This window comes from Arthrobacter sp. Y3221160 (assembly GCF_059092585.1).
On sequence record NZ_JBNHHU010000002.1, the window covers coordinates 331,675 to 356,404 of the forward strand.

The following is a 24,730-nucleotide window of genomic DNA, read 5'->3' on the forward strand; positions in this document are numbered from 1 at the left end:
ATGGACGCGTTCGGCTGGCTCCCCACCAGGTATGTCACCCTGCGCGGGTGGGGCGTGCTGGCGGCCGGCGTGCTGGCGCTGCTGCTGGCGCAGATCCTGGGCCGCCGGGACCTGCTGACCCTGGCGGTGTTCCTGATTGGCCTGCCGCTGCTGGCCGCGGCGGCGATGGTGCTCCTCAAGCCGCAATTCACGGTGGAGCGGAAGTTTCGGCCCGCGGCCGTCGAAACCGGCCTCGTGGTCCAGGTCCGGTTGTCGGTGCGCCGCAACGGGGGCCTGACGGGGCTGGTGTACATGGAAGAGCAGCTGCCGCTGCGCTTCGGCAAGGCCCCGTCCTTCCGCTTCCCGGCGCGGCACCCGTCCCGCTCCGGGGCGAGCGTGTATGAGTACAAGCTCCGATCCAGCAAGCGCGGGATGTTCGCCATCGGGCCGGTGACGGCGGATTTTTCCGACCCGTTTGGGCTGGCCAACCACCGGCATCAGCTGGGCGAAACCAGCGCGTTGGTGGTGACCCCGTCCCCCGTGGAACTGCCGGCCACCTCGCTGACCGGCGCCCGGGGTTCGGACGGCACGGCGAGCACCCGGCGGCAGGCCAATCCCAGCGACGACGACGTGATGACCCGCGAATACCGCTACGGCGATCCGATGCGCCGGGTCCACTGGGCGGCGACGGCCCGTCACGGCGAGCTCATGGTCCGCCAGGAGGAATCGGTGACCACGCCGCAGGCGACCATCGTGCTGGACCGCCGGGCCGCGGCCTACGGCACGGGACTGCTGCCCTCCTTCGGCGATGGCACCGACCCGCACGGGGACCTGCTGCACACCTCGCCCTCCTTCGAGTGGGCCGTGACTGCCGTGGCCTCGGCCGCCAACGACTTCCTGCAGCGCAACTACACCGTCCGGTTCCTGGACGTCCATGCCCGGGCGGCAGTCCTGGAGTCCCCCTCGGCCCCGTCGCCCGGCCAAGAGCAATTCGACGGGCCCGCGGGCTACCAGGACCTCGCCGAGGGGCTGGCCGCGCTGGGGCTGGCCGAAGACCACCGGAAGTCCGACCGGCATCCGGGAGAACCGGCGTTCGGGGACCGGCTGATGGACAAACTTGCGGCACATAAGTACAAGGGGCCGTTGGTCGCGGTCCTGGGCCAGATCAGCGCCGGCGAAGCGCGCCTGCTGGCCCCGGCCGCCGAATTCGGCTCCCACGCCTTCGCCCTGATCATCACCGACCGGCCGCAACAGGCCCGGGCGACGATGGACGTGCTGCGTGCGGGCGGCTGGCGGACCGTGGCGGTCAGCCCCAAGGCCTCGCTGCCGGCGGCCTGGGCGCACTTCGACCTGGTCGGCCGGATCGATCCGGTGGGAACAGGAGCGGTCACGTGACCCTCACGGTCGACAAGCAGGCGGAACTCCGCGGCCCGGACGCACCCGGCCGGAGCGGCGGGCGGCCGCCCTCCCCCGGCGTCGCGCCATGGTTAATGAGCGCCGCCGTCGCACTCGCCGTCCTGCTCACGGCCGCCAGCCTGCACGGGGTCCTGGAGGGCTGGAGTTGGCTGTTCCAAGCCGCCGTGACTGTCTGTTGCACCGAGGCGGGCACGGGGCTGGCCCGCCGGCTGGACTGGTCGCCGCTGGCCGGGGCGCTGCTGGGACTGGCAGGCCTGGTCATGTCGGTCACGGCGATGTTCCTGGCGCCGACCGGTCTCCTGGGCGTGATCCCCGGGCCCGGCACGTTCGCTGCCCTTGATCCCATGTTGGAGGAAGCCCGGGACACCGTTGTGTCGCAGGTCGCTCCGGTGCTGGTCAACGACGGCATCGCGCTGGCGGCCTGCGTTGGTGTGGGGCTGATCGCCCTGCTCGTGGATACGCTGGCCGTTCCGCTGCAGATGCCGGCCATCAGCGGCCTGGGCCTGCTTGGCCTGGCCATCGTTCCAGCCATCATCAAGCCGAACAGTATCGGAGCGGCGGGTTTCCTGGCCGCCGCGGCGGGTTACCTGCTGGTGCTGGGCTGCGCGCAGTGGCTTGCCGCCGGCGGCAGCGGCAGGGGTCGACTGGCCTCCGTTGAGCAGATCCGCCGCGCCGTGAGCATAGCGGCGGCCGGTCTCGCGGTTTCGCTGGTGCTCCCGCTGGCCATCCCGGGCTTCACGTCCGGATTGTTCCCGGAGGGCTCGAGGCTCAATTGGGGCGCGCCGACGGGCCTCAACCCGGTGGTGAGCCTGGGCGACAACCTCCGGCGGCCCGGGGCCTTCGGGAGGATGACCTACGCCACGGATGCCGGGGAACCGCTTTATCTGCGCTCGGTCACGCTGGAAAACCTGACCGGCGCGCGCTGGAGCCCGAGCGACTTCGACGGCCACCGCCGCACCGGCATCGATGAACTCGAGGTGCCCAGCGTGCGGAACCTGCTGGCAGACGGCGAGGTGACCACCACGAGGATCAGTACGGCATCCTTCACCAGCCCCTGGCTGCTGGCCCCCTACGCTCCGGCGCGGGTCACGGGCGTCCGCGGCACGTGGAGCTGGGATCCCCGCACCCTCAACATCCGCGGCGAGTCCGGCACCACCACCGCCAACCAGGAGTACGAGGTGCGCAGCGTCAGGCCGGCGCTGACCAGGGAAGCGCTGCGGGCATCGGAACCGTCGAACAACCCCGTCGTCGATCCTGTCTTCTCCGAGCTACCGGAGGACATGCCGGACATCATTGCAGACACCACGGCGACCGTGCTGGCGGGTTTGGAGAATCCGTACGAACAGGCCATGGCCATCCAGACGTATCTGCGGACGTCCGGATTCGTGTACTCGGAACAGGCTCCGGTCGACGGCGGCTACGACCAGAGCGGTTTCGAGGTCGTGGCCTCATTCCTGGAGGAAAAGTCCGGCTACTGCATCCACTACGCCGCCACGATGGCGATCATGGCCCGGATAGCGGGCATTCCCAGCCGGATGGCGGTCGGCTATGCGCCCGGGCGTCCCACCGGTGCGGTCCTTGAAGACGATACCGGCAGGGAGCTGGAGGAGTTCGAGATCGATTCCCGGGACGCGCATTCCTGGCCGGAACTCTTTTTCAATGGAATCGGCTGGGTCGCCTTCGAGCCCACGCCGTCGCGGGGAGTGTTGCCGGCCTACGCCCAGACCGGACCCGCCGGCGGCCCGGTGCTTCCCAACGACGACCCGCTCAGGCCCGCGGGGCCGCCGCCGGCCGCCACCGACACTCCCCGGGATTCCACTGCCTCCGGCTCCTCCGGCCTGGCGGAGGAAGACATGCTCTCGCAACGGCTGTGGTCGGCGGCGGCCGCGGCCCTGGTGCTGGCCGTCCTCCTGTTGCCGCTGGTGCTGCGCCGGCGCCGGACCGGCTGGCGCCGGGCAGCGATGGCCGGGGGCGGCGGGGGTGCCGCCCTGGTCACCTGGGCGGAAGCCGTGGATACCGCGGAAGACCTCGGCTGGCCGGCCGCGGCAACGGAAACACCGCGGGCCTTCCAGCAACGCCTCGACGACGCCGGCGTGGTCACCGGGAAGTCTTCCGTTGCCCTGGCGCGGCTGCGGGCTGGCTATGAGCGGGCCGCGTATGCGGCTCCGGAGGCGCCGCCACCGGGCGGCGCCGGCGCCGCACGGTGGTCCGATGTGGAAACCGTCAGGGACAGGCTCCTGGAGCGGGCCGGATGGCGGCGCCGCCTGGCCGGGCTGTTGTGGCCGGCGTCGCTGTTCCGCCGCCGGCCGCCCCTGGGGGACAGCCGGCCGACGGATCGGAACTACCGGGCGTAGGGATCCGCGATGCCGATGTACTGGACCGTGGTGTACTCGTCCAGGCCCTCCGCGCCGCCTTCGCGGCCCATGCCGGACTGCTTCACTCCGCCGAACGGGGCGGCGGCGTTGGAGATCACGCCGGCGTTGTAGCCGACCAGGCCGAACTCGATCTGCTCGGAGACGCGGAACATGCGGTTCACATCGCGCGAGTAGATGTAGGAGGCAAGGCCGTACTCGGTGGCATTGGCCAGGGCGATGGCCTGCTCTTCGGTTTCGAACGTGGTCACCGGGGCAACCGGGCCGAAGATCTCGCTCTGCAGGATATCGGCGTCGTTCGGAACGTTGGACAGCACGGTCGGCTGGTAGAAGTAGCCGTCGCCTTCCACGGGCCCGCCGCCGGTGCTGACGGACGCTCCGGCTTCCACTGCCGCGGTCACCAGGGCATGCACGTCGTCGCGGGCGCCGCCGTCGATCAGCGGGCCCACCGTGGTGTCCGCTTCGGTGCCGCGGCCCGGCTTGAGGGTCTTCATGGCGTTCGCAAACTTGGTGGTGAATTCCTCGGCCACGGAGGCCTGGACCAGGAAGCGGTTGGCGGCCGTGCAGGCCTCGCCCATGTTGCGCATCTTGGCCGCCATGGCACCTTCGACGGCCTTATCCAGGTCGGCGTCTTCGAAGACGATGAACGGGGCGTTCCCGCCGAGCTCCATCGAGGTCCGCAGGACGTTGTCCGCCGCATCCTTGAGCAGCTGCTTGCCCACCGGCGTGGAGCCGGTGAAGGAAACCTTGCGCAGGCGGGAGTCCTGCATCAGCGGCCCGGAGATGCCGGAAGCGCTCTTGGAGGAGACCACGTTCAGCACGCCTGCCGGGAGGCCGGCCTCGATCATGGTCTGGGCGAAGAGCTGGCTGGTCAGCGGGGTGAGCTTGGCAGGCTTGAGCACCATGGTGCAGCCGGCCGCTACCGCGGGACCGACCTTGCGGGTGGCCATGGCGAGCGGGAAGTTCCACGGGGTGATCAACAGGCAGGGGCCGACCGGCTTGCGCTGGACCAGGATCTTGTTCTTGCCCTCCGGCGTGGTCAGGTAGCGGCCGTAGTCGCGGACGGCCTCCTCCGAGAACCAGCGCAGGAATTCGGCACCGTAGGCCACTTCGCCGCGGGATTCGGCCAGCGGCTTGCCCATCTCCATGGTCATCAGGAGGGCGAAATCCTCCGAGCGCTCGGTCACCAGCTCGAAGGCGCGGCGCAGGATCTCGGCGCGCTGGCGCGGAGCCGTGCGGGCCCAGGCGGCCTGCGCGCTGTCGGCGGCGTCGAGGGCGGCGAGCGCGTCCTCGCTGGTGGCCGAGGCCAGGGTGGCCAGCACCTTGCCGGTGGCGGGGTCATGGACGTCAAAGGTCCCGCCGTCGGATGCGTCGCGCCATTCGCCGTTGATCAGCAGGCCGGTGGGTACTTTGGCGAGCAGTTCTGCTTCGCGGGCTGCGGTTTCAGCCATGGCGGTGCCTCCAAGTGTTCGGGATTGTGTCCGTGGGCGCAGTTGCCCGTTTTCCTTCACGGTAGGTGCTCCGCTTCACGGGTGTAAATGCGAGGGTGCACTACGTTCCACGGCACCTACTGTGCAGATCGACAATACCAATCCGGCGGCCGGGTGAGGGTCACAGAGCGTGCAGATGACGACATCCAGGACATCCGGCGGCACCCGCTTCGCTGAGAGTCAGCGCCCGCCGGGAGCACGGGCGGCCAGGACCGCGGCGTAGAGCTCGCGTTTGCTCACCCGGGCATCGGCCGCGACGGCGGCGACGGCGTCCTTGAGCCGGGCACCCTGCGTCACCAGCGCGTTGACGCCGTCCACGTGGTCTTCGGGCTGTTCGGGCGCTGTTTCCGTCGCGCCGGCAACCACCACGGCGATTTCGCCCCGGACCTCATGGCTTTCGGCCCACTCCAGCAGTTCCCGGACCGTACCGCGCAGCACTTCTTCATGCAGCTTGGTCAGCTCCCGGCAGACCGACGCCCGCCGGCCCGGGCCGAATCCGGCGTCGAGGGCCCGCAGCATGGCCGCCAGCCGATGCGGCGCCTCGAAGAAGACCATGGTCCGGCGCTCGGCGGCGAGCTCCGCCAGCCGCCCGGCGCGCTCCCCCTGCTTGCGGGGCAGGAAGCCCTCGAAGGTGAAGCGGTCGGTGGGCAAGCCGGACAGCGCCAGCGCCGTGAGCACGGCCGACGGCCCGGGCACGGCAGTGACCAGCAGGCCCTCCGCCACGGCCGCCTCCACCAGCCGGAAACCGGGATCCGAGACGGCCGGCATGCCGGCGTCGGTCACCATCACCAGGGTGCTGCCGGCACGGACCAGCTCCAGCAGGTCTGCGGTACGGGTCGCCTCGTTGTGTTCGTGGTAGCTGATGATCCGGCCGGCGGCCGTGATACCCAGCCGCTGCAGGAGTTTGTGCAGGCGGCGGGTGTCTTCGGCAGCGACTACATCGGCCGTTTGGAGCAGCTCGACCAGCCGCGGGGAGGCGTCCCCGACGTTGCCGATCGGCGTTCCGGCCAACACGATCTGTCCTGGCTGCCCCCCTGCCGGGACGCCCCGTTCCTGCTCATTCACATGGACAACCCTACCTGCGGCGTTGCCCTCTTTCACCGGCGCCTTATATAGAGTCGGTATGTGCCCCACTGCAGCGAGGACCGCCGTCCGGCAGCCGACGTCCCGGCCTGTGGCGCCGCACACCCCTGCACCTACCGGCCGGTAACATGATGGCCGTGACCCGAACCACACCTCCGCCGGCGGCGGTTGTCCCCCGCCACGGCTGGCTGGAATCGCCGGGACGGGCCTTCAGCGAGGCAGTGCTGCGCCGCCGACTGCTCGGTCTTCCGGCCCGGTTCGGGCCCTGGGCGTGGCTGCTCCCCGTGCTCACGGCCGTCCTCGGCGGGGTTTTGCGTTTCTACCGCCTGGGTGAACCGGGTTCGCTGGTGTTCGACGAAACCTACTACGTCAAGGACGCCTACTCCTACCTGCAATCCGGCTACGAACGCGAATGGCCCAAGGACGCCAACGACTCCTTCAACGCGGGCAGTCCGGACGTCCTCCTCGATACCCCCGAATATGTGGTGCACCCGCCGGTGGGCAAGTGGATGATCGCCGCCGGCATGTGGCTTTTTGGTTCCGACAACGGTTTTGGCTGGCGTTTCGGCGCCGCACTTACCGGCACGCTGTCCATCCTGATGATCGCCCTGATCGCGCAGTCGTTGTTCAAGTCGCCGGCGCTGGGCGGGGTCGCCGGTTTGCTGACGGCCATCGACGGGCACCATCTGGTCCACTCCCGGACGGCTTTGCTGGACGTCTTCCTCATGTTCTGGGTGGTCGCCGCCTTCGGCGCGCTGCTGCTGGACCGCTTCGACGGGCGACGGCGGCTGGCCGCGAAAATCGCCCGGCAGGCTGGTCCCTCCGGGGTGCCGCCCCCTTCGCGGCTGCTGTATGGTCCCTGGGTGCTCTGGCGGCCGTGGCGGCTGGCTGCGGGGGTCTGCCTCGGGCTGGCCGTGGGCACCAAGTGGTCGGCGCTGGCGTTCGTCGCGGTGTTTGGCCTGATGTGCGTGTTTTGGGACCTTGGCGCCCGGCGTGCCGCGGGGATCAGGGAGTGGTTTTCCGCCGGCGTGATCAGGGACGGGGTGCCGGCGTTCTTCACCATGATTCCGGCCGCGGCGGTGACCTATCTGGCGTCCTGGACCGGCTGGCTGCGCTCCGATGATGCCTACGACCGCAACTGGGCGGCGTCGAACCCGTCCGCGGCCTTGGGGTGGCTGCCGGACTGGCTGCGCTCGCTGGCCGAGTATCACCGCAGCGCCTACACCTTTCACAACGGACTGGATTCCGAGCACCCGTACGAATCCAATGCCTGGACCTGGTTGTTCATGGGCCGCCCGACGTCGTTCTACTACCATGCCGAAGAAGCCGGCCAGGGCGGGTGCGAGGCGGCCACCCGCTGTTCCGAGGCGGTCACGGTGGTCGGCAACCCGCTCATCTGGTGGGCCGCGGCCGCCTCGCTGCTGGTGCTGCTCTTCTATTGGGCCGGGCGGCGGGACTGGCGGGCAGGGGCGATTCTGGCGGGAGTCGCGGCCGGTTACCTGCCCTGGTTCCTCTACCCCGACCGGACCACGTTCTTCTTCTACGCGATCGCCTTCCAGCCGTTCCTGGTCCTGGCCCTGACCTACGTGCTCGGGCTGGCGCTGGGCCGGGCGACGGATCCGCCGTGGCGCCGGCGCCAAGGCGTGCTGGTGGTCGGGCTCTTCGTGGCGGCCGCACTCGCGGTGTCGGCATTCTTCCTGCCGGTGTGGACCGCAGAGATGATCGGCTACGACCAGTGGCGCTGGCGGATGTGGATGCCAAGTTGGATTTGATGCAGGCCGGACAACACGACTTTTACCGGATTCAGAAAGTGGGCACGACGTGCGCGAAGCAGTAACCGAAGTGCTGGCAGCGATGCCGGCCGGCTCCAACCTGACGGACATCCTGGTGGCCCAGCATCAGCGCGACCCGCAGCGGGCGCTCTATGCGGTCAAGCGCAACGGCGCCTGGTCCGATGTTCCGGCCGCCGAACTCCTGGCCCAGGTCAGCGCCGTGGCGAAGGGCCTGATGGCCTCCGGCATCGAAGCCGGAGACACCATTGCCGTGATGTCCAAGACCCGGTTCGAGTGGACGGTGGTGGACTTGGCCGGCTGGTTCGCCGGCGCGGTGGTGGTTCCTATCTACGAAACCTCGTCCCCGCACCAGGTGCAGTGGATCCTGCAGGACTCGGCGGCGAAGCTGGTGTTCGCCGAGGACGCCGCCAAGGCCGCCGTGGTGCGCCAGGCCATGTCCGGGCTGCCGGCCGCGCTTCCGGTCTGGCAGCTGGATGGGAAGGCCGAGGGGCTGGCTGAGCTGGAGGCCCGCGGAACCGTGGTCACCGACGAGGAACTTGAACTGCGCCGGACCTCCCGGGGCATGCAGGACGCGGCCTCGCTGGTCTACACCTCGGGCACCACCGGCCGGCCGCGCGGCTGCATCATCACGCATGGCAACTTCGCGGAACTGGCGGTCAACACCGTGGAGTTCCTGGCGGACATCCTCAAGCGCCCGGACGCGAAGTCGCTGATGTTCCTGCCGCTGGCGCACGTGCTGGCCCGGGCCGTGCAGGTGATCTGCCTGACCGCCGGAGTGAAGATGGGCCACACATCGAGCATGGCGGAGTTGATCGAGGACCTGCGCACCTACCAGCCCACCTTCCTGCTGGTGGTTCCGCGCGTGTTCGAAAAGGTCTACGCCTCTGCCCGGCAGAAAGCGCACGACGGCGGCAAGGGCAGGATCTTCGACGCCGCGGCGCAGACAGCGGTCGCCTACTCCCGGGCACGGGATGCGCAGGCACGCGGCACCGGCGCCGGGCCCGGGCTGGCCCTCAAGGCCCGGCATGCCGTGTTCGACAGGCTCGTCTACGGAAAGCTGCGCGCGGCGTTCGGCGGGCACGTGGAGTACACCGTCTCCGGCGCTTCCGCATTGAATCCAAAGCTCGCGCACTTCTTCACCGGCATCGGCGTGCCGGTCTTGGAAGGCTACGGGCTCACCGAATCCACTGCCCCTGCGGCGGTAAACCTGCCCGGCGCCAACCGGATCGGCACCGTGGGACTGCCGTTGCCCGGCACCACCATCAGAATCGCCGACGACGGCGAGGTCCTGATCAAGGGCATCGGCATCACCCGCGGCTACCACAATAACGACGACGCCAATGCCGAGTACTTTCGGGACGGCTTCTTGTGCACGGGGGACGTCGGGACGTTGGACGACGACGGCTACCTCACCATCACCGGCAGGAAAAAGGAGCTGCTGGTAACGGCGGGCGGCAAGAATGTCGCTCCGGGTCCGCTGGAGGACGCGCTGCGCGAACACCGGCTGGTGTCCCAGGCGGTGGTGGTCGGCGAGGGACGCCCGTTCGTCGGGGCGTTGGTGTCCCTGGACGAAGAGGGCCTGGCCGGCTGGCTTTCCTCGGCCGGCCGCGGGCCGGTCGGCCTGGCCGAGGCCGCCGAAGACCCGGCGGTCCTGGCCGAGCTGCAGCAGGCCGTGGACCAGGCCAACCAGCTGGTTTCGCGGGCCGAGCAGATCCGGAAGTTCGCGGTCCTGGGACAGGACCTCACCGAGGCCTCCGGGCACCTGACGCCGTCACTGAAGCTCAAGCGCGTCACCGTGCTGGAAGACTTCGCCGGCGAGATCGATTCCCTGTACCGCTAGGCCCTGGCCGGCAGCCGCCCGCCTAGTCCTGCTCGCGGGCGAGCAGCAGTTCGTGCCGGCGGCGCTGTTCTTCGGCGGCGGCGGCGCTCCGGTTCCGCCGGGCGCGGGTCGGCCAGGTCAGCGCCAGCACCAGCGAGGAGACCATCAGCACCAGCAGGGCAATGACGATTCCGGCGTCCATCCAGAACTGGGCCGGGAACAGGCGGATCAGGGTGTCGTCCACGAAGAAGGTCCAGGTGCCGTCGGCGAAGAAGATCCGGTGGAACTCGGTGAAGAACTGCTGCCAGTTGAGCGCCCCCAGGACGCCCAGCAGCAGGACCAGGATCAGCGTCGCGGCGGAACCGGCGAACAGGCCGCGCCGGATCCCCCCGTGGTAGCGGCGGGCCAGGTAGACCACTGCGACGACGGCCAGCAGCAGCATGACCGCCCCGGCAAGCATGGTCGCGAGGAACACGCCCTTCACGTCGGCCATGTGGCTGACCTCGGAGTCCAAAAACAGGCTGCCGCCGTGGGGTCCGGAGAGGTCTCCCAGGTATCGCGGGCCGGCGAAATTCAGCAGGTAGTCCACCGCATAGGAGCCGTAGGTCATCCGTTCCTCCGTGCTGAAGCCGAAGCTGTCGGCCGGGAACCCGGGGCGGTGGTATTCCGCCCAGAGGAACAACGGCGTGGCCACCAGCCGGATGGCACCGATGATCAGCAGCGGCGGGAACAGCACCGCCAGGACCACCTGCAGGATCCGTCCGGCCAGCGGCTTGGCGTTCATTGCCTCGTCGCGCTCGGTCGTGCGCCGGACCACCTCGGAGCGCGGCGGGCGTACCGAGAGCGCACCGGTCGCCGGGTTGGCGTCGCTGCCGGCGGCGGCTGCGGCCGTCCCACCGGGCGGCATGGGCGGGCGCGCCGGCAGCGGCTTCGGGGCCGCCGGGCCCTGGTCGGCAGCGGCGGCCGTGCCGGTCCCCCGGCGGCCGTCGCCCGGTGCGGCGTCTGCTGCTCCGGCCGGATCCGGCAGTCCGGCCGCGGGGCCACCGGCGGCTCGGCCGGCAGGCACGGGGGCTCCGACCCGGGCGGCTTCGGCGGCAGCGCCCGCTCCGCCGGCGGCCCGCGCCCCGGCGTCGGGCTGCGTGGACCCGTCGCTGCGGGGCCGCGTTCCGGCGCTGTCCGGGGCACCGCCGTCGCGCTCGGTGCCGAGGCCGGTCGCCACGGCGCTCAAATCCGGCAGCCGGCTGGGCCGGCGCATGGGCAGCGGGTTGGCGCCGTCCCGGAACCGGCCGTTGACGGCAGGGACCGGAGGCGCGGGGGCGCGCTCCGGTTCAGCGCCAGGGGCTTCTCCCGGCGCTGTCCGTGCCCTGCGTTCGTCTCCGCCGGATTTCACGTCTTCGACTGCCACGTCCGTCGCCTCTTTCTGTGCCGCTGGCCTCTCTGCCTATGAGACTACCGCCGGCCGGCGGCGCTTCACGGTTGCCACCCCGGGGGCGGCCCGCCCGGCCGTCGCCTGCCTGCCCCGCCGGCTGCCTACCCCGTCGCCTGCCCGGACGGCAGCTACCCGGTGGCGGCGGCCTCGCCGGCATCGAACCGGTCCAGGTCGCCCCGCTCCCCCGCCAGGTAGGCCCGCCGGCCCACGACGAGGGTGTACATCCAGTAGGCGGCCAGCACCAGCACACCGATGCCCAGGCGCAGCCAGTCCGGCAACTGGCTGGGGGTCACGAAGCCCTCGACCAGGCCGGAGATCAGGAGGACGAGGACCAGCCCCAGGGCGACGGTAATCAGCGACCTGCCTTCCCGGGCCAGCGAGGCGGTGCGGGTGAGCCGGCCGGGCGAGACCCAGGACCAGAAGATCCGCAGTCCGGCCGCCCCGGCAATGAAGATGGCGGTCATCTCCATCAACCCGTGCGGCAGGATGTAGAGGAAGAAGACGTCCAGCCGGTCGTAGGCGGCCATCATCCCGCCGGCCATGCCCACCCCCTGGGCGTTCATGAACAGGATGTACGGCACCCACAGTCCGGTCACTCCGAAGGCCACCGCCTGCGCCGCAATCCAGGCGTTGTTGGTCCACACCATGCCGGCGAAGGAGGCGTTGGGATTCTCCGAGTAGTAATTGACGAAGTCCTCTTCCACGTACTGCCGGATGTCCTCGTCGGAGCCCATCGCTTTGATGACCTCGGGGGTTCCCGCCACCCAGGCGCCGAACAGCCAGGCGACCAGGACGAAGAGGGCACCGATGACCACGGTCGGCCAGCGCAGGCGGTAGAACGCGGCCGGCAGCGACAACACGAAGAACTCCGCCACGTCCCGGGCGAAGTTGGAGCGGGCCCCCGTGAACCGCGTCCTGGCGCGCGACAGGCGGGTGGACAGGGCCGCCGACAGTTGGCCCTCGGCGGCCACCGACCGGATCATCGACAGGTGGGTTGAGGTGCGCCGGTAGAGCACGAGCAGTTCATCCGCCTCGGGGCCGGTGAGCCTGCGTTTGGCGCTCAGTTCGTCCAGCCGCTGCCAATCGTGCTCATGCACCGCGGCGAAGGCATCGATATCCACGCTCCTAGCCTAGCCGCCGCGCGCGGAAGATCCGGGGCGCCGCCCGGCCCGCCGCCCCGGATCGATAGAGTGGAACCGGGCGGCACAGACCGCCCGGGAAAGGGATCCGATGAGCAACGTCATCACCGGCGAGGCGGTAGTGCTGGAACTGCGGCCGGCGTCGTTCGGCGTCCGGGCGCTGAGCTCGATCATCGATGTGGTGGCCAACGTGATCCTGCTGATCGCCGCCTTCGTGCTGCTGGCGGAGACCCTCGAGGTCGGGTTCGACGCCGCGGCCGCCCGCGCGCTGGTCATCGCCGTGGTGCTGTTCTTCCTGGTCGGGGTGCCCATAGCCGTCGAGACCCTTACCCGCGGCAAGTCGCTGGGCCGCTGGGTCATGGGCCTGCGGATCGTGCGCGACGACGGCGGTGCCATCCGGTTCCGGCATGCGCTCATCCGCGGCCTCGTGGCGGTCTTCGAACTGTACATCCTGCTCGGTTCGGTGGCCTTCATAGTGGCCCTGTTCAATGACAGGTCCAAGCGGCTCGGCGACCTGCTGGCGGGCACCTACAGCATGCGGGAACGCGTCGCGGTCGCACCGAAGATCCTGCCGGAAATCCCCCCGCAACTGGCCCCCTGGGTGAAGCTCGCCGACATGGGGCGGCTGCCGGAGCCGCTGGCCCGGCGGATTATCCAGTTCCTCTCGCAGGCGCCCAAGATGATTCCGGCCTCCCGTGCCCGGTTGGCCACGGCCCTGGCCAACGAGGCGTCCGGCTATGTCTCTCCCCCGCCGCCGGCCGGCACGCCGCCGGAAATGTACCTGCTGGCCGTGATGGCCGAACGGCGCGAACGCGACTTCGTCCGACTGTCCCGACAGCAGGAGCGCGCCGCCCGGCGTGGCGCCCGGCTGCATTCCCTGCCCTTCCGGGACTAGGCGCGGCCGCGCGGTCCGCCCGGTGGCCACCGAGCCGCCGGCCGCGGGACAGCTACCCCTTGTCCTGCGACGTCCAGGTCTTCCAGTCCACGTTCCAGTCCCCGAAACCGTCCGTCGGGTCCAGGAACCCGCCGTCGGTATTGCGGATATCCACGATGTCCCCGGTCCGCATGGTCTCGTAGAAGTACCGGGCGCCGGCTTCGGACATGCCCACGCAACCGTGGGAAATGTTGCGCACGCCCAGGGCGGAGGGGTCCAGGGTGGTGTGGACGAACTCGCCGCTGTTGCTCAGCCGGCTGGCGTACTTGGCGTCGAACGGCTCGTACCAGTCCGGGTCTCCCGGTTTGAGCCCGATGCTGCGCGGGTTGAACGGCAGCGATTCATGCATGTCCATGATCGGGTGGATGCCCTTGCTGGACGGCCAGTTCGGGTCGCCCAGCGTCACCGGGAAGGTCTTGGCCAGGTCGCCGCCCACGTAGATCTTCATGGTCTTGGTCTTGTTGTCCACGATCGCCCGGCGGTCATCAAGGATGTTGACGGTGATCTTCTCGTCGTTCATGCCGATCATGTCGTTGCCGAACTCCACGCCGAACAGTTTCATGTCCACGGTCACGGTGCTGTTCGGCTCCCAGTATCTTTCCGCGCGGAAGCGGGCCTTCGTGTCCGAGTACCAGTAGAACTCGCCCTTCTGCCCGGCGGAGGTGGTGATGGAGATGGCCTCCTCCACCGCTTCCTTGTTGAGCACGGGTTCGCTGAAGTTGAACTCCAGCGGCTGGGCGATGCCCACGCTTTGCCCGTCCAGCGGGTACATCCAGCCGTCGGCCTGGTTGGGAGCGAGCACGGTGGTGAAGGTCTGCTGCTTCACGGTCTCGGTGCCGGCGCGGTCCACCAGGGTGTAGCTGAACTCGTATTCGGTCAGGAAGTCCAGGCGTTCCGTTGCCTTCCAGACGCTGCCGTCTGCGGACAGCTCCCCGGCGATCGGTTCGCCGCCCTGTGCCGGCGCCAACGCCACATCCTTGATGGAGGCGTTCTTGGCGGTGATGGTGGCCACGGTGGCGGGATTGACCTCCACGGCTTTGTCTGCCGGGGTGACACCGACCGACATCGCCTTGACGACCGGCTCGGAGAAACCCTGCCGCTCGGCCGGGGCGGCGGCGAACACCCGTCCCAACTGGGCAGCGAACGTGGGCGACGCCATGGTTGCCGCAGTGACGGCCGCGGCGGCTGCCACCAGCACTCCGACGATGCACAGCAGGGCGATCTTAAGGCCCTTGCGCTTCTTTTTTTCCTCAGTCATCCCAACCCAACTCACGAGACCCCCGCGGCGGGTAACCGCCGCTGCAGGGCACAACAGCACCCTGCCTCCATCGTAGGGCGGGCGGCGCCGAAGGGACGGGTTATTGCGGGCGAGCCCGCCCAACAATCCGGTAACCATTCAACCGGACGGCTAACGGCGGGACGTACGCCCGCCGTCGGCCCTCCCGGTCTGGATCAGTAGCGGTAGTGGTCCGGCTTGTACGGGCCGGCGGCGTCCACGCCCAGGTACTCGGCCTGTTCCTTGGTCAGTTCGGTGAGTTCGACGCCGAGCGCGTCCAGGTGCAGCCGGGCGACCTTCTCGTCGAGCACCTTCGGCAGCACGTAGACCTGGTTGGCGTACTCGGGCTCGCCGGTGGCCGAACCCTCGGCCGGCTTGCCGTGCTTGGCGAACAGCTCGATCTGCGCGATGGTCTGGTTGGCGAACGAGTTGCTCATGACGAACGAAGGGTGCCCGGTGGCGTTGCCCAGGTTCAGCAGCCGTCCCTCGGAGAGCACGATGATGGAGCGCTCGGTCGCCAGCCCGGCATCGAAGACCCATTCGTGCACCTGCGGCTTGATCTCCACCTTCTGTACGCCCTCGACGGCGGCCAGGCCCGCCATGTCGATTTCGTTGTCGAAGTGGCCGATGTTGCCCACGATGGCCTTGTCGCGCATCTTCACCATGTCGGACGCCATGATGACGTCCTTGTTCCCGGTGGTGGTGATGAAGATGTGGCCCTCGCCCACCACTTTGTCCAGGGTGGTGACCTGGTAGCCGTCCATCGCGGCCTGCAGGGCGCAGATCGGGTCGATCTCGGTGACGACGACGCGGGCGCCCTGGCCGCGCAGCGCCTCGGCCGCGCCCTTGCCGACGTCGCCGTAGCCGCACACAACCGCCGTCTTGCCGCCCATCAGAACGTCGGTGGCCCGGTTGATGCCGTCGGGCAGCGAATGGCGGATGCCGTACTTGTTGTCGAACTTGGACTTGGTCACTGCGTCGTTAACGTTGATCGCCGGGAACAGCAACTGGCCCTGCTCCGCCAGCTGGTAGAGCCGGTGCACGCCGGTGGTGGTTTCCTCGGTGACGCCGCGGATGCCGGCGGCGACCCGGGTGAACTTCTGCGGGTCCTTGGCCAGCGAGGCGCGCAGCACGTCCAGGATGATCGTGTACTCGTGCGGGTCCTCCGCGGTGGCCGAGGGGACGGCGCCGGCGGCCTCGAATTCCACGCCCTTGTGCAGCAGCAGCGTGGCGTCGCCGCCGTCGTCCAGGATCATGTTCGGTCCCAGCTCGGGATTTTCGTCGGCGCCGGGCCAGGTCAGGATCTGCTCGGCCGTCCACCAGTACTCTTCGAGCGTTTCCCCCTTCCAGGCGAAGACCGGAACGCCCTGCGGGTCCTCCGGCGTGCCGTTGCCCACCACGACGGCTGCGGCGGCCTCGTCCTGGGTGGAGAAGATGTTGCAGGAGGCCCAGCGGACCTCCGCTCCGAGCGCGGTCAGCGTTTCGATCAGGACCGCGGTCTGCACCGTCATGTGCAGGGAACCGGCAATCCTGGCACCGGCCAGGGGCTGGGCCTCGCCGAATTCTGCGCGCAGGGCCATCAGGCCCGGCATCTCGTGCTCCGCCAGGCGGATCTGGTGGCGGCCGGCGGCTGCCAGCGAGAGGTCCTTGACCTTGTAATCGAACGTCACAGTAATGCTCCTAAGCGTGGTCAGCGGGGCCGTCGTTGGGGGAGGCAGCGGCGCCGTCGTTGGTTGAATCAAGGGCGCCGCCCGCGGGGGCGGTCTGCGGCAGCAGCACCGGGATGCCGTCTTCGATCCGGTAGTGCAGCCGGTCTCCGGCGGCGGTGCGGCCGGTCGAGAGCAGTTCGTCGCCCTCCTGGACCAGTGATGAACCGGTAGCCGGGCAGCGCAAAACCGCCAGCAGTTCGGGGGTCAGATGTGCCATGCGATGGTGTCCTTTGATCTCCAGCAGCTTCGGCTGCGTCCGCTTCCGGCGGCCGGCGGCGCGGGGCTTCGCCGCGGACGGCAGGTTGCCGGCACGGCGCGCTGCCCGTCTCCCAGCGTATCGCCCTAGGGTTGTCCGCGCAGAATGCGCAGGTGCCCGCGCCGGGTGCCCGCGGCGCCCGCGGGCGGTTCCAACGGCTCGCGCTGGCCGCGCGGCTGGGGCGCCTCGTCGGGCACCTCGGGAGTGCGGGCCGCCTCCCGCACGGCGTCGGCCAGGGCCAACAGGTCGTCGGGGTTGGGGACCGGCGCCTGCTCGGGCAGGGCCAGCCGCATGACTTCCCAGCCGCGGGGCACGGTCAGCCGTTCGGCGTGCTCGGCACACAGGTCGTAGCAGTGGGGCTCGGCATAGGTTGCCAGCGGGCCCAGCACGGCGGTGGAATCGGCATATACGTACGTCAAAGTAGCGATGGCCGACCGCTGACAGGCCGAGCGTGAACATTGACGAATGGATCCCACGAGAATGCATCCTACTCCGGGCCTCCCTCCTTCCCGACCACCGGCGCGGGCCGGTGGTCGAAGATTAGGTCACAATCGGGTCGCGCAGACGCGGCCCGCCGGACGGCGCACCGCTGCCGGGTGCTCCGGAGCGACGCTGCCGGGGCCGGGTGGGTCGCCGCGGGACGCTTCGGCGCACCGCCGCGGGGCCCGGGTGCCTTATTCCGGTCCCCGGGCTTAAAGTCGGTATATGGAAAACGGACCATCACTGACCCTCTCGCTGGACAGCGACGGCGGTGGCTGGCGCCGTCCGTTTGCCGCACGACGCCGGAACCGCCGCGGCCGCGGGCTGCGCGGCGACCTGCTGCCCGCCAACCTGCCCGGGCATCTGACCAGGTCCGAACAGTTCGAGGCGTGGGTCGCGGAGTCCGCCGAGCGGCTGGCGTACTTCTGGGGGGAGCGGGTCGAAGCAGCCCAATTCGTGGTCGAGGACATTCCGCCCCGACTCGAAGAGTTGCTTGCCCGCGGTCAGGCCGCGCCCCTGGGCAGCTTCACGCCGGCCGCGCCGGGCCGCCCGGCCGTGGTGACCGTCTTCCGGCAGCCGGTCCAGGCGGCCGCCCGGCTGCGGGCCGAACTGCCGGAGCTCATCCACGATGTGGTAGTGGAGCAGACCGCGCAGCTGCTGAACATGGCCCCGGAAGCGGTTGACCCCGGCTACGGCCGGACCCGCCCCTGACCGGCGTTCCGGTCCCGACGCCGCTTCTTCCCTAGTACCCGATATCGACCGGCACCGCGGTCTGCGCCTGGGTGCCCGCGGGCACCGGCAGGACCGCAACGTCGGGAGCACCGCCGTCGGTCAGGACCTGGGCGCCGTAGACGGCTTCGCCGGACGCGCTGATCAACAGGGCCGCAGCGTCGGCGCCGTCTGCCCGGGGATCAAGGGTCACGGTGGTTCCGGCGGGCACGGTCACCGCCTGCTTCTCCCCCAGTCTGCCCTTCGGATCCACCGGCGTGATTTCCACCCGGGCGTCCCCCGACGGCGCGCTGAAGGCCATGCGGGAGCTGACACCGCCCGGCACGACCGCCAGATGATTGCTGCCGAGGCGGCCGGTCGCGGGTGACCATCCGAAGTCCACCGGTTCGCCCGCCTCGGTTCCCCTGCTGACCCGCGCGGCGGCAGCGATGGACACGTCGGCGCTGATTTCGACGGAATACGTGCCGGCCGGCAACGACTCCAGCGGCACCCTGGTGACGCTCCCGGCCGCCGCGGTGACGACGCCGCCGCCCGGGAGGCTGACCGGGCCGTCGGAACCGAAGACGCGCACTTCCAAGACCGCGTCGGTCACGCCGGGCACCGCCACGTCCAGCGCCGGCGCCGCGTCCTCATAACCGTCCTGGTCCCGGATGGCCCGTGCCGGTTTCTGGTCCTGGACGGTAATTCCCGTGACCACCTGCCGCGTGCCGGCCGGGGCCGACGCCTGCAGCAACTCGACGCCGCCGGGGGTCAGCTGGCGCAGGACGCTTTGCTGGATGAAGCCGGTCACCGGGCCGCCGGAGGACTGTACGCGCACGGCCAGGGATTCCTGGTTTGCGGCCACTCCCGCCAGCACGATGGAGCGTGACTCCCCGGGAGCGACCAGCAGCCCGCGGGTGCCGGCAGCCTGGACCTGCCCCTCGGACGAGACCAGTTCGAGGTCGACCGAGGAGGGTGTCTGGGAACTGTTGTGCAGTTTCAGCACGGACGTGGTTCCCACGGTGGTGGACGCCCCGAGCAGCCAGAAGTCATTGGCCGGTGCCATGCAGTTGGCAGCGGCCAGTCCGCGCAGGTCGCCGTCGGAGGCCCGGTAAGTCATCGCCGCGCCGGCCAGCGCGGTGGTCTCCCCCATCGGGGCGGCCCGCAGCACGGTGGGAGCGGACAGGTCCTGTCCGGACACCACGGACGCCACCATCTTGGTCTCGCCGGATGACTTTTCCGTCGGTTCCGCGATGCGCGCGAGCGGAGTGCCCGCGCCCAGTTCCGTCAGCTCGCTGCCGGGGACATTGCCGCCGAGGTCGCTGAACACCAGGGCCCGCGCCCTGGTCTGCGCCGTAGTGGAGACCGGGCTGAACTGCGGATCGGTGTCTTCGGCGGCGCTGTCCAGCAGCCGCAGAGGCTCCGGGCAGACAGCGGTGTAGTCTCCGGCCGGAACGGCAGCGGACACGGGCGGTCGCTCGGCGGCCGCGCCCGGCACGTCCGCCAGGCTGCCGGCGGCTACCGCGGCTCCGGTCAGCAGCAGGAGGCCCGCCCCGGAGACGGCGCCCAGCATCCGCCGGCCGCCGCGCTTCGGCGTGCCGCCGGCGGTGGAACTGCCGGAGCGTGCGGCAGGCTTGCCCGCGGCGGCATCGCGTGCGCGGTCCCGCCGCGCAGCACGCTTGGCGGCCTTGCGGTCGATCGGCTGCACGGGCCCGGCCGCGCTGTCCCGCTCCGGCTGCACGGGCTCGGCCGCGCTGTCCCGGTCCGGCTGCACGGGCTCGGCCGCGCTGTCCCGGTCCGGCTGCACGCCATCAGGTGCGGATGCGGCAGCGGCCGTTGGCCCAATCGCCGCCTCTGTCGCCCGCGGCTCCTCGCCGCGGCCACCCGTCTCGGTCATAGTTGCTGTCCTTTTCCGGCCAGGGCAACTGCGCCGCCGTCGGCCGGGTCTTCGATTGCCGCCCCGCGCAGTTCCGCGGGGCCGGCATCCGCCCCGGTGGTCTTGATGTGGTCGATGCGGCGCGGCACGAACCGCCGCCGGGCCGGGATCGGTATGGCGAGCAGGACGGTCAGTCCGATGGCGAGCACCTGGAGGATGCCGATCCACGGCGACCACGGGCTCGAATAACCGATCTTTACGGTACCCGCTGCTGCCGGCACTTCAAACGCCTGGGCCCAGCCGTCCTGCGAGGATTCCAGCGGCCGGCCGTTCAGGGTGGCGGTCCAGCCCGGGTCCGTCCGCTCGGCCAGGATCAGCCGACGTCCGGGCTCGCCGGCGGGAATCTCCCCGGCCGCCGCGGTCCAGCCGGACGGCACGGTTTGCAGCAGGTCGCCGTTGGCATCGACCAGGCGCACCCGGGCGGTCAGTTGGCCTGCCGCGGTGCCGTCCTTACCGGTCGCTCCGACCACCCGCCAGAGCCATCCGGAGTCGGTGCGTCCCACGGAGGTCAGTCCGGGCACGGCGTCGATCCGGCCGGCAAGCAGTTCGGCCGCCGTATCGGACTCCTGCAGCACCACGAAGTCCACGCCGAGCCTCACCAGGGACGGCCGCGGATCCACGCCGGTGCCCGCAACGATGACCGCCACGGTGTTCCGCAATTCTGCGTCGGCGTCGTCGTCGGAGCGCACCTGGGCTTCGGTGAGCGGACCGGCCAGGGCCCGCGCCGAGTAAATGGCCGAGAGTTGGTCCAGGGTGGTGCCGCTGCCATGCATCACGGCAGCGGTCACCGCGCCGCCGGTTCCCGCCGTCAACACGAGCGCGCGGGCCTGTTCCGGCCCGGTCCCGCTGTCCGCAGAGGTGGCCGGCAGGGTGCGGCCGGCCCCGGGCGTTACCTTCAGCTGCGTACCGAAGTCCGTCAGGGTCCGCGCCTCGCTGGACGGTGTGTAGCCGGTGAACTGGGGCACCAGCCAGTGCGCCAGGCTCGCCGCCGGGCCCAGCGCCATCAGGACGGCGGCGGCCACGGCCACGGTGCGCCGCAGGCCCGAGGCCGGGCGCCCGGCTGCGGCAAGGTCGTGCCGCAGCCGGTCCCCGGCGATCAGTGCCGCGCCCAAAAGCAGGAACAGGGCCAGCGAGACAAAGGGACCCGTGAACGGTGTCACCACCGCTCCCGGTGCGACGGCGGTGGCCAGCAGCGATGAACCAAAGGAGGCCGCGAGGGTCAGGAACACGCCGAGCCAGAGCAACCGTGCGCGGCCGGCACCCTTGCCCGTGACCGCCCCGGCCACGGCCAGCGCCAGCACCGGCACGGCGACGACGAGCGCGTAGGCGAGCGCCCACGGACCCTGGGCCAGTTTCTCCAGCATCCCGGCCCCGGCCAGCCCGTCGGCGGGGCCGAAGGCGAGCGGGAAGCCCATCAGCTGCTGCCACAGCGGGGCGGCGTGGAAGGCCAGCGGCAGGCCGGGATCGCCCAGCAGCGCGCGCGGCTGGTCCAGCCCGGCGACGAGCATCGGCAGGGCGAGTGCCAGCGGCGGGATAAGCGCCCACCAGACGGTCTTGGCCCGGCGGCGCAAGGCCAGCATCAGGACGGCGATGAAGACGACGACCACCGGCAGCAGCGCCGGTGCCGACGCCGTGATGCCGGCCAGGCAGAGTCCCGCCGCTGCCGCCGCCGTCCAGGAGGGATTCCCGTTGATCCCGGGCTTGTGCACGGCTTCGTGCGGCAGCAGGGGCCGGTTGGCGTCGGCGCGTTGGACGGCGGAGCCGGTGGCGCGCAGCAGGCCGAGCACGGCCCACGGGATCAGCAGGTGGGCGATCAGCGCGCCCAGGCGGCCCGTGCCCAACGCGACCTGGAACGCGGGAACGCTCGCCCAGAACATCGCGGCCCAGAAGCGCAGGCCGCGCCGCTGTGTGAAGGCCCCGGCAGCGAACCATGCGCCGGCGGCGGCCAACGGCATGGCCAGCAGCACCAGCGTCAGGACGGCGGCGGAACCGTTCCCCAGACCCAGCACGGCCAGGACCGCCAGCACGTAGCCAAAGGGGTCGCCGTGCCCGGGGACGCCGGAGCCAAGCGAGATCCACCAACTCGAAGCGTTGTGCCAGATTTCGGCGACGGTGGCCGAGACCGGCAGCAGTCCGCCGCCCACCAGCGCCGGCGCCCCGAAGAAGTCAAACATGCCCACCGTGGAGACGAGGGCCAGCACGACGGCGGCGGCCACCAGTCCCGTACCCACCCAGGTCCGGGCGGGCGCGGCGAGGGCCGCGAAGTCGTCGGATCCGCCGGTGGGCTGGTCGCTGCCGCCGGCATCCGATCCGGAGCCGTCGCCCACGACGCCGACGGCGAGCTCGGGCCGCAGCGACTCGGCCAGTGACCGCCGGTAGGCCCAGACCTCGCGCCGCGGGACCATCAGCGGGCGCACTATGGCCCGCGAGGTCCTGCGCGTCTTGGCGGCCTGCCGCCGGGACGCGAAAAGGCCCGCGGGTCGGAACAAGGCGGCAAGGGTGGCGCCCAGCTGCCGCAGCCCGTGCATGGGGTCCTTGGCCACCACCGAGGCCAGGAAGCTGTACAGCCCGCCGAGCAGGGCCCCGATCCACAGGAACGGCACCTGCCACCAGGCCGCATGCTTGAGCCGGAGGTGGATCTGAGCCTTGCGGGCTGCCCTTGCGGTGCCGTGGTCGCCGGTCCGGGCGGCGTGGCGAACCCTCGCGGTGGGGACAACCACCACGCGGTGGCCGGCCAGCCGGTTCCGCCAGCACAGGTCCACGTCGTCACCGGTCCCGGGCAGGGCCGGATCGAACCCGCCCAGCTGGTCGAAGACATCGCGGCGCACCAGCATGCCGGCGGAGTTGACGGCAAAGAAGTCGCTGCGGCCGTTGTACTGGCCCTGGTCCATCTCGTCGACGTCGATCATGGTCAGCCGTTCGGCCCAGCGGCTCACGGTCAGGCCCACGTCGACCAGTCGGCGCGGGTCGTCCCAGTCCACCTGTTTGCAGCCGGCGATGGTTACCGACGGTGCCGTTTCCACGGCGAGCAGCAGTTCCTCGAGCGCATCAGGCTCCGGGGCGGAATCATCGTGGAGCAGCCACAGCCATTCCTGGGCCGGACCGTCGTCCGGGGCGTGCTTGGGCAGCTCGGCCAGCCCCACCCGGACCGCGGCGCCGAACCCGGCGCGGTGGGAAGCCGCGGCCACCGGGCTGCCGGCGGGCAGCTGCGCGCGCAGCAGGTCAGCGGACCCGTCGGACGATCCGGTGTCCACCCCGACGTGGGCATCGGCGGGTCTCGTCTGCCGGGCCAGGGCTGCCAGGGTTTCGGGCAGGCAGGAAGCGCCGTCGTGGGCTACCACAACGGCGGTGACGCGAACTTGCTGCTGAATCAGAGCGCTCTTTTCCGCAGCCGGCGGCGCTCGCGCTCCGACAGGCCTCCCCAAATGCCGAAACGCTCGTCATTGGCCAGCGCGTACTCCAGGCACTGCGAGCGCACCGTGCACGCGCCGCACACCTTCTTCGCGTCGCGGGTGGATCCGCCCTTCTCGGGGAAGAACGCTTCCGGGTCCGTCTGGGCGCACAGGGCATCGGCCTGCCAGCCGAGTTCTCCCTCGTCCTCATAGCCGGCGCCGAAGCCCGGCAGCCCGATCCACTGCGGTTTCGGCGCCGGGTCGGCCTCGGCCGGTTCCCGGAGCAGGCGCGGAGCAGTCAGCTCCAATACCTCGGCCCCGGGTCCCTCCGCCAACGCTTCGTGCGCGGCGAGGAAGGCGGTGGCCGCGTCCTCGAGTGTCTGTTGGCTGGATTCGCGGAAGCGTTCTGCCGCCGTCGGATCTGCCGGATCCACATACCAGTCTGCCGGTACGCCGCGCGATCCGTGCGATGCCGAAGCCTGCGCTTCGAGCTCCCGCCGGTGCGCACTACGTTCTGCCTGCCCCATCAGCCCTCCCGGAGTTCCTGTACCAGCATGGTGCTAGATTCATGTGCAGCGCTGGATCTCAGCGCCGGACACAAGCATGCTGTTACACGTTTAATAACTAATTACATGGGTGTAATACGTTCAAGTCAAGCGCCGGCGGGAATCTTAGAGACCCGGCAGCGAAATCCGCGTACGCCACGCGAGGGCCCGCCCCCGTGATGTGCGTCACAAATACCGCGTGCAGGCGTCAGCCGGCCTCCGGCTGGGCCACGAACCCGACATTGAGGAGCACCGTGAGCACCCCCGCCACGATCACCGACCTGCTGGCCCGGATGCGCCCGGGCTCGTCCCCCTGCCTGGTCTGGTACGGCCCGGAGGGCGAACGCATCGAGCTGTCCGGGCGCGTGCTGGACAACTGGGTGGCCAAGACGGCGAACCTGCTGGCCGAGGAACTGGACGCCGCCGAGGGTACGAGCGTGGGTCTTCTGATGGACCCGCACTGGCGGTCGTTGGTCTGGGCGCTGGCCGCGTGGCAGGCCGGCGCCACCGTCCGGCTGGGCGAGGCCGCCCGGAGCGCCGACGTGGTGGTGGCCGCGGATCCGGCCCTTTTGGTGCGGGCAGGCAGCGGACACCAGGTCCTGGTCGCCCTGGGCGCGCTCCAGTTGCGCTGGCCCGGGGAACTGCCCGACGGCGTACTCGACTACGCGGCCGAGGTCCGCTCCTACGCGGATGAGTACCTGGGAATCGATTCCCTGGCGGCAAACGGCTTGGCCCTGGAGGACGACGGCGGAGCGCTGACCTTCGCCCGGCTTTTGGACCGGCCGACAGCGGCCAGGAACCTGCTGGTGCCGGCGCACACCCCCTGGCCGGACGTGCTTCGCGAAGCCCTGGCAACCTGGCAGGGCGGCGGCACGGTAGTGCTGGTGCACCCGGAGGTAGGGGTGACCCAGCGGTTGCTGGACAGCGAACGGGTCACCGTACAACTGTGAACCGGTGATCCGGCCCGGACCCCG

General features: G+C 70.4%; 18 protein-coding genes. 7 read left to right on the forward strand and 11 right to left on the reverse strand.

Translation table 11 applies throughout. The features are described 5' to 3' along the window. Positions 1-1,374: a DUF58 domain-containing protein gene (locus AC5RWG_RS14460; protein ID WP_494014346.1), complete on the forward strand. Its 1,374-nt coding sequence runs from the start codon at positions 1-3 to the stop codon at positions 1,372-1,374. After that, entirely contained in the window at positions 1,371-3,749 is a 2,379-nt protein-coding gene (locus AC5RWG_RS14465; RefSeq protein ID WP_494026458.1) for a transglutaminase TgpA family protein, read from the forward strand. Before AC5RWG_RS14460 ends, AC5RWG_RS14465 begins: the two co-directional genes overlap by 4 nt. Here AC5RWG_RS14465 and AC5RWG_RS14470 read toward each other — a convergent pair. Then, the gene (locus AC5RWG_RS14470) at positions 3,737-5,218 is read right to left on the reverse strand and encodes an NAD-dependent succinate-semialdehyde dehydrogenase (RefSeq protein WP_494014348.1); all 1,482 of its coding nucleotides are present in this window, start codon (positions 5,216-5,218) and stop codon (positions 3,737-3,739) included. The two genes, AC5RWG_RS14465 and AC5RWG_RS14470, sit on opposite strands and share 13 nt — an antisense overlap. A gap of 219 nt (positions 5,219-5,437) precedes the next feature. Then, positions 5,438-6,322, reverse strand: a complete 885-nt coding sequence (gene rsmI, locus AC5RWG_RS14475) for a 16S rRNA (cytidine(1402)-2'-O)-methyltransferase (protein WP_494014349.1) — start codon at positions 6,320-6,322, stop codon at positions 5,438-5,440. 149 nt (positions 6,323-6,471) lie between these two features. Between rsmI and AC5RWG_RS14480 the strand changes: the two genes are divergently transcribed. Together AC5RWG_RS14480 and AC5RWG_RS14485 are read left to right on the forward strand one after the other, a co-directional pair. Further along, entirely contained in the window at positions 6,472-8,112 is a 1,641-nt protein-coding gene (locus AC5RWG_RS14480) for a dolichyl-phosphate-mannose--protein mannosyltransferase (protein ID WP_494167220.1), read from the forward strand. Positions 8,113-8,161: 49 nt separating this feature from the next. After that, the gene (locus AC5RWG_RS14485) at positions 8,162-9,973 is read left to right on the forward strand and encodes an AMP-dependent synthetase/ligase (protein WP_494026460.1); all 1,812 of its coding nucleotides are present in this window, start codon (positions 8,162-8,164) and stop codon (positions 9,971-9,973) included. A gap of 22 nt (positions 9,974-9,995) precedes the next feature. Here AC5RWG_RS14485 and AC5RWG_RS14490 read toward each other — a convergent pair whose 3' ends face one another. After that, positions 9,996-11,357, reverse strand: a complete 1,362-nt coding sequence (locus AC5RWG_RS14490) for a TIGR01906 family membrane protein (RefSeq protein ID WP_494026461.1) — start codon at positions 11,355-11,357, stop codon at positions 9,996-9,998. A gap of 152 nt (positions 11,358-11,509) precedes the next feature. Continuing rightward, positions 11,510-12,502: a stage II sporulation protein M gene (locus tag AC5RWG_RS14495; RefSeq protein ID WP_494026462.1), complete on the reverse strand. Its 993-nt coding sequence runs from the start codon at positions 12,500-12,502 to the stop codon at positions 11,510-11,512. Between the two features lie 109 nt (positions 12,503-12,611). Between AC5RWG_RS14495 and AC5RWG_RS14500 the strand changes: the two genes are divergently transcribed. Further along, complete coding sequence (locus AC5RWG_RS14500) at positions 12,612-13,415, forward strand: RDD family protein (RefSeq protein ID WP_494026463.1); 804 nt, start codon at positions 12,612-12,614, stop codon at positions 13,413-13,415. 52 nt (positions 13,416-13,467) lie between these two features. Here the strand turns inward: AC5RWG_RS14500 and AC5RWG_RS14505 are convergent, their stop codons facing one another. From AC5RWG_RS14505 to AC5RWG_RS14520, 4 genes are all read right to left on the reverse strand, one after another. Further along, positions 13,468-14,712 (reverse strand): L,D-transpeptidase, encoded by a 1,245-nt coding sequence (locus AC5RWG_RS14505; RefSeq protein ID WP_494026464.1) that lies wholly within the window; start codon positions 14,710-14,712, stop codon positions 13,468-13,470. 194 nt (positions 14,713-14,906) lie between these two features. After that, positions 14,907-16,400, reverse strand: a complete 1,494-nt coding sequence (gene ahcY / locus AC5RWG_RS14510; protein WP_494026465.1) for an adenosylhomocysteinase — start codon at positions 16,398-16,400, stop codon at positions 14,907-14,909. Positions 16,401-16,410: 10 nt separating this feature from the next. Then, entirely contained in the window at positions 16,411-16,656 is a 246-nt protein-coding gene (locus tag AC5RWG_RS14515; protein ID WP_494001440.1) for a Trm112 family protein, read from the reverse strand. A gap of 125 nt (positions 16,657-16,781) precedes the next feature. After that, entirely contained in the window at positions 16,782-17,171 is a 390-nt protein-coding gene (locus AC5RWG_RS14520; RefSeq protein WP_494001441.1) for a DUF3499 domain-containing protein, read from the reverse strand. A gap of 229 nt (positions 17,172-17,400) precedes the next feature. Between AC5RWG_RS14520 and AC5RWG_RS14525 the strand changes: the two genes are divergently transcribed. Then, positions 17,401-17,886: a metallopeptidase family protein gene (locus AC5RWG_RS14525; protein ID WP_494014355.1), complete on the forward strand. Its 486-nt coding sequence runs from the start codon at positions 17,401-17,403 to the stop codon at positions 17,884-17,886. Positions 17,887-17,917: 31 nt separating this feature from the next. On the opposite strand, the gene AC5RWG_RS14530 is transcribed toward AC5RWG_RS14525, so the two are convergent. The 3 genes from AC5RWG_RS14530 to AC5RWG_RS14540 are packed head-to-tail and all read right to left on the reverse strand — an operon-like array spanning position 17,918 to position 23,738. After that, the gene (locus tag AC5RWG_RS14530; protein WP_494026466.1) at positions 17,918-19,780 is read right to left on the reverse strand and encodes a DUF5719 family protein; all 1,863 of its coding nucleotides are present in this window, start codon (positions 19,778-19,780) and stop codon (positions 17,918-17,920) included. Continuing rightward, a complete protein-coding gene (locus AC5RWG_RS14535) occupies positions 19,777-23,160 on the reverse strand; it encodes a glycosyltransferase (RefSeq protein WP_494026467.1) in 3,384 nt (1,127 codons plus the stop codon). Before AC5RWG_RS14535 ends, AC5RWG_RS14530 begins: the two co-directional genes overlap by 4 nt. Before the next feature lie 29 nt (positions 23,161-23,189). Further along, positions 23,190-23,738, reverse strand: a complete 549-nt coding sequence (locus AC5RWG_RS14540; RefSeq protein ID WP_494001445.1) for a WhiB family transcriptional regulator — start codon at positions 23,736-23,738, stop codon at positions 23,190-23,192. 272 nt (positions 23,739-24,010) lie between these two features. On the opposite strand from AC5RWG_RS14540, the gene AC5RWG_RS14545 reads away from it, so the two are divergent. After that, entirely contained in the window at positions 24,011-24,706 is a 696-nt protein-coding gene (locus AC5RWG_RS14545; RefSeq protein ID WP_494026468.1) for a TIGR03089 family protein, read from the forward strand. Positions 24,707-24,730: the final 24 nt, after the last annotated feature.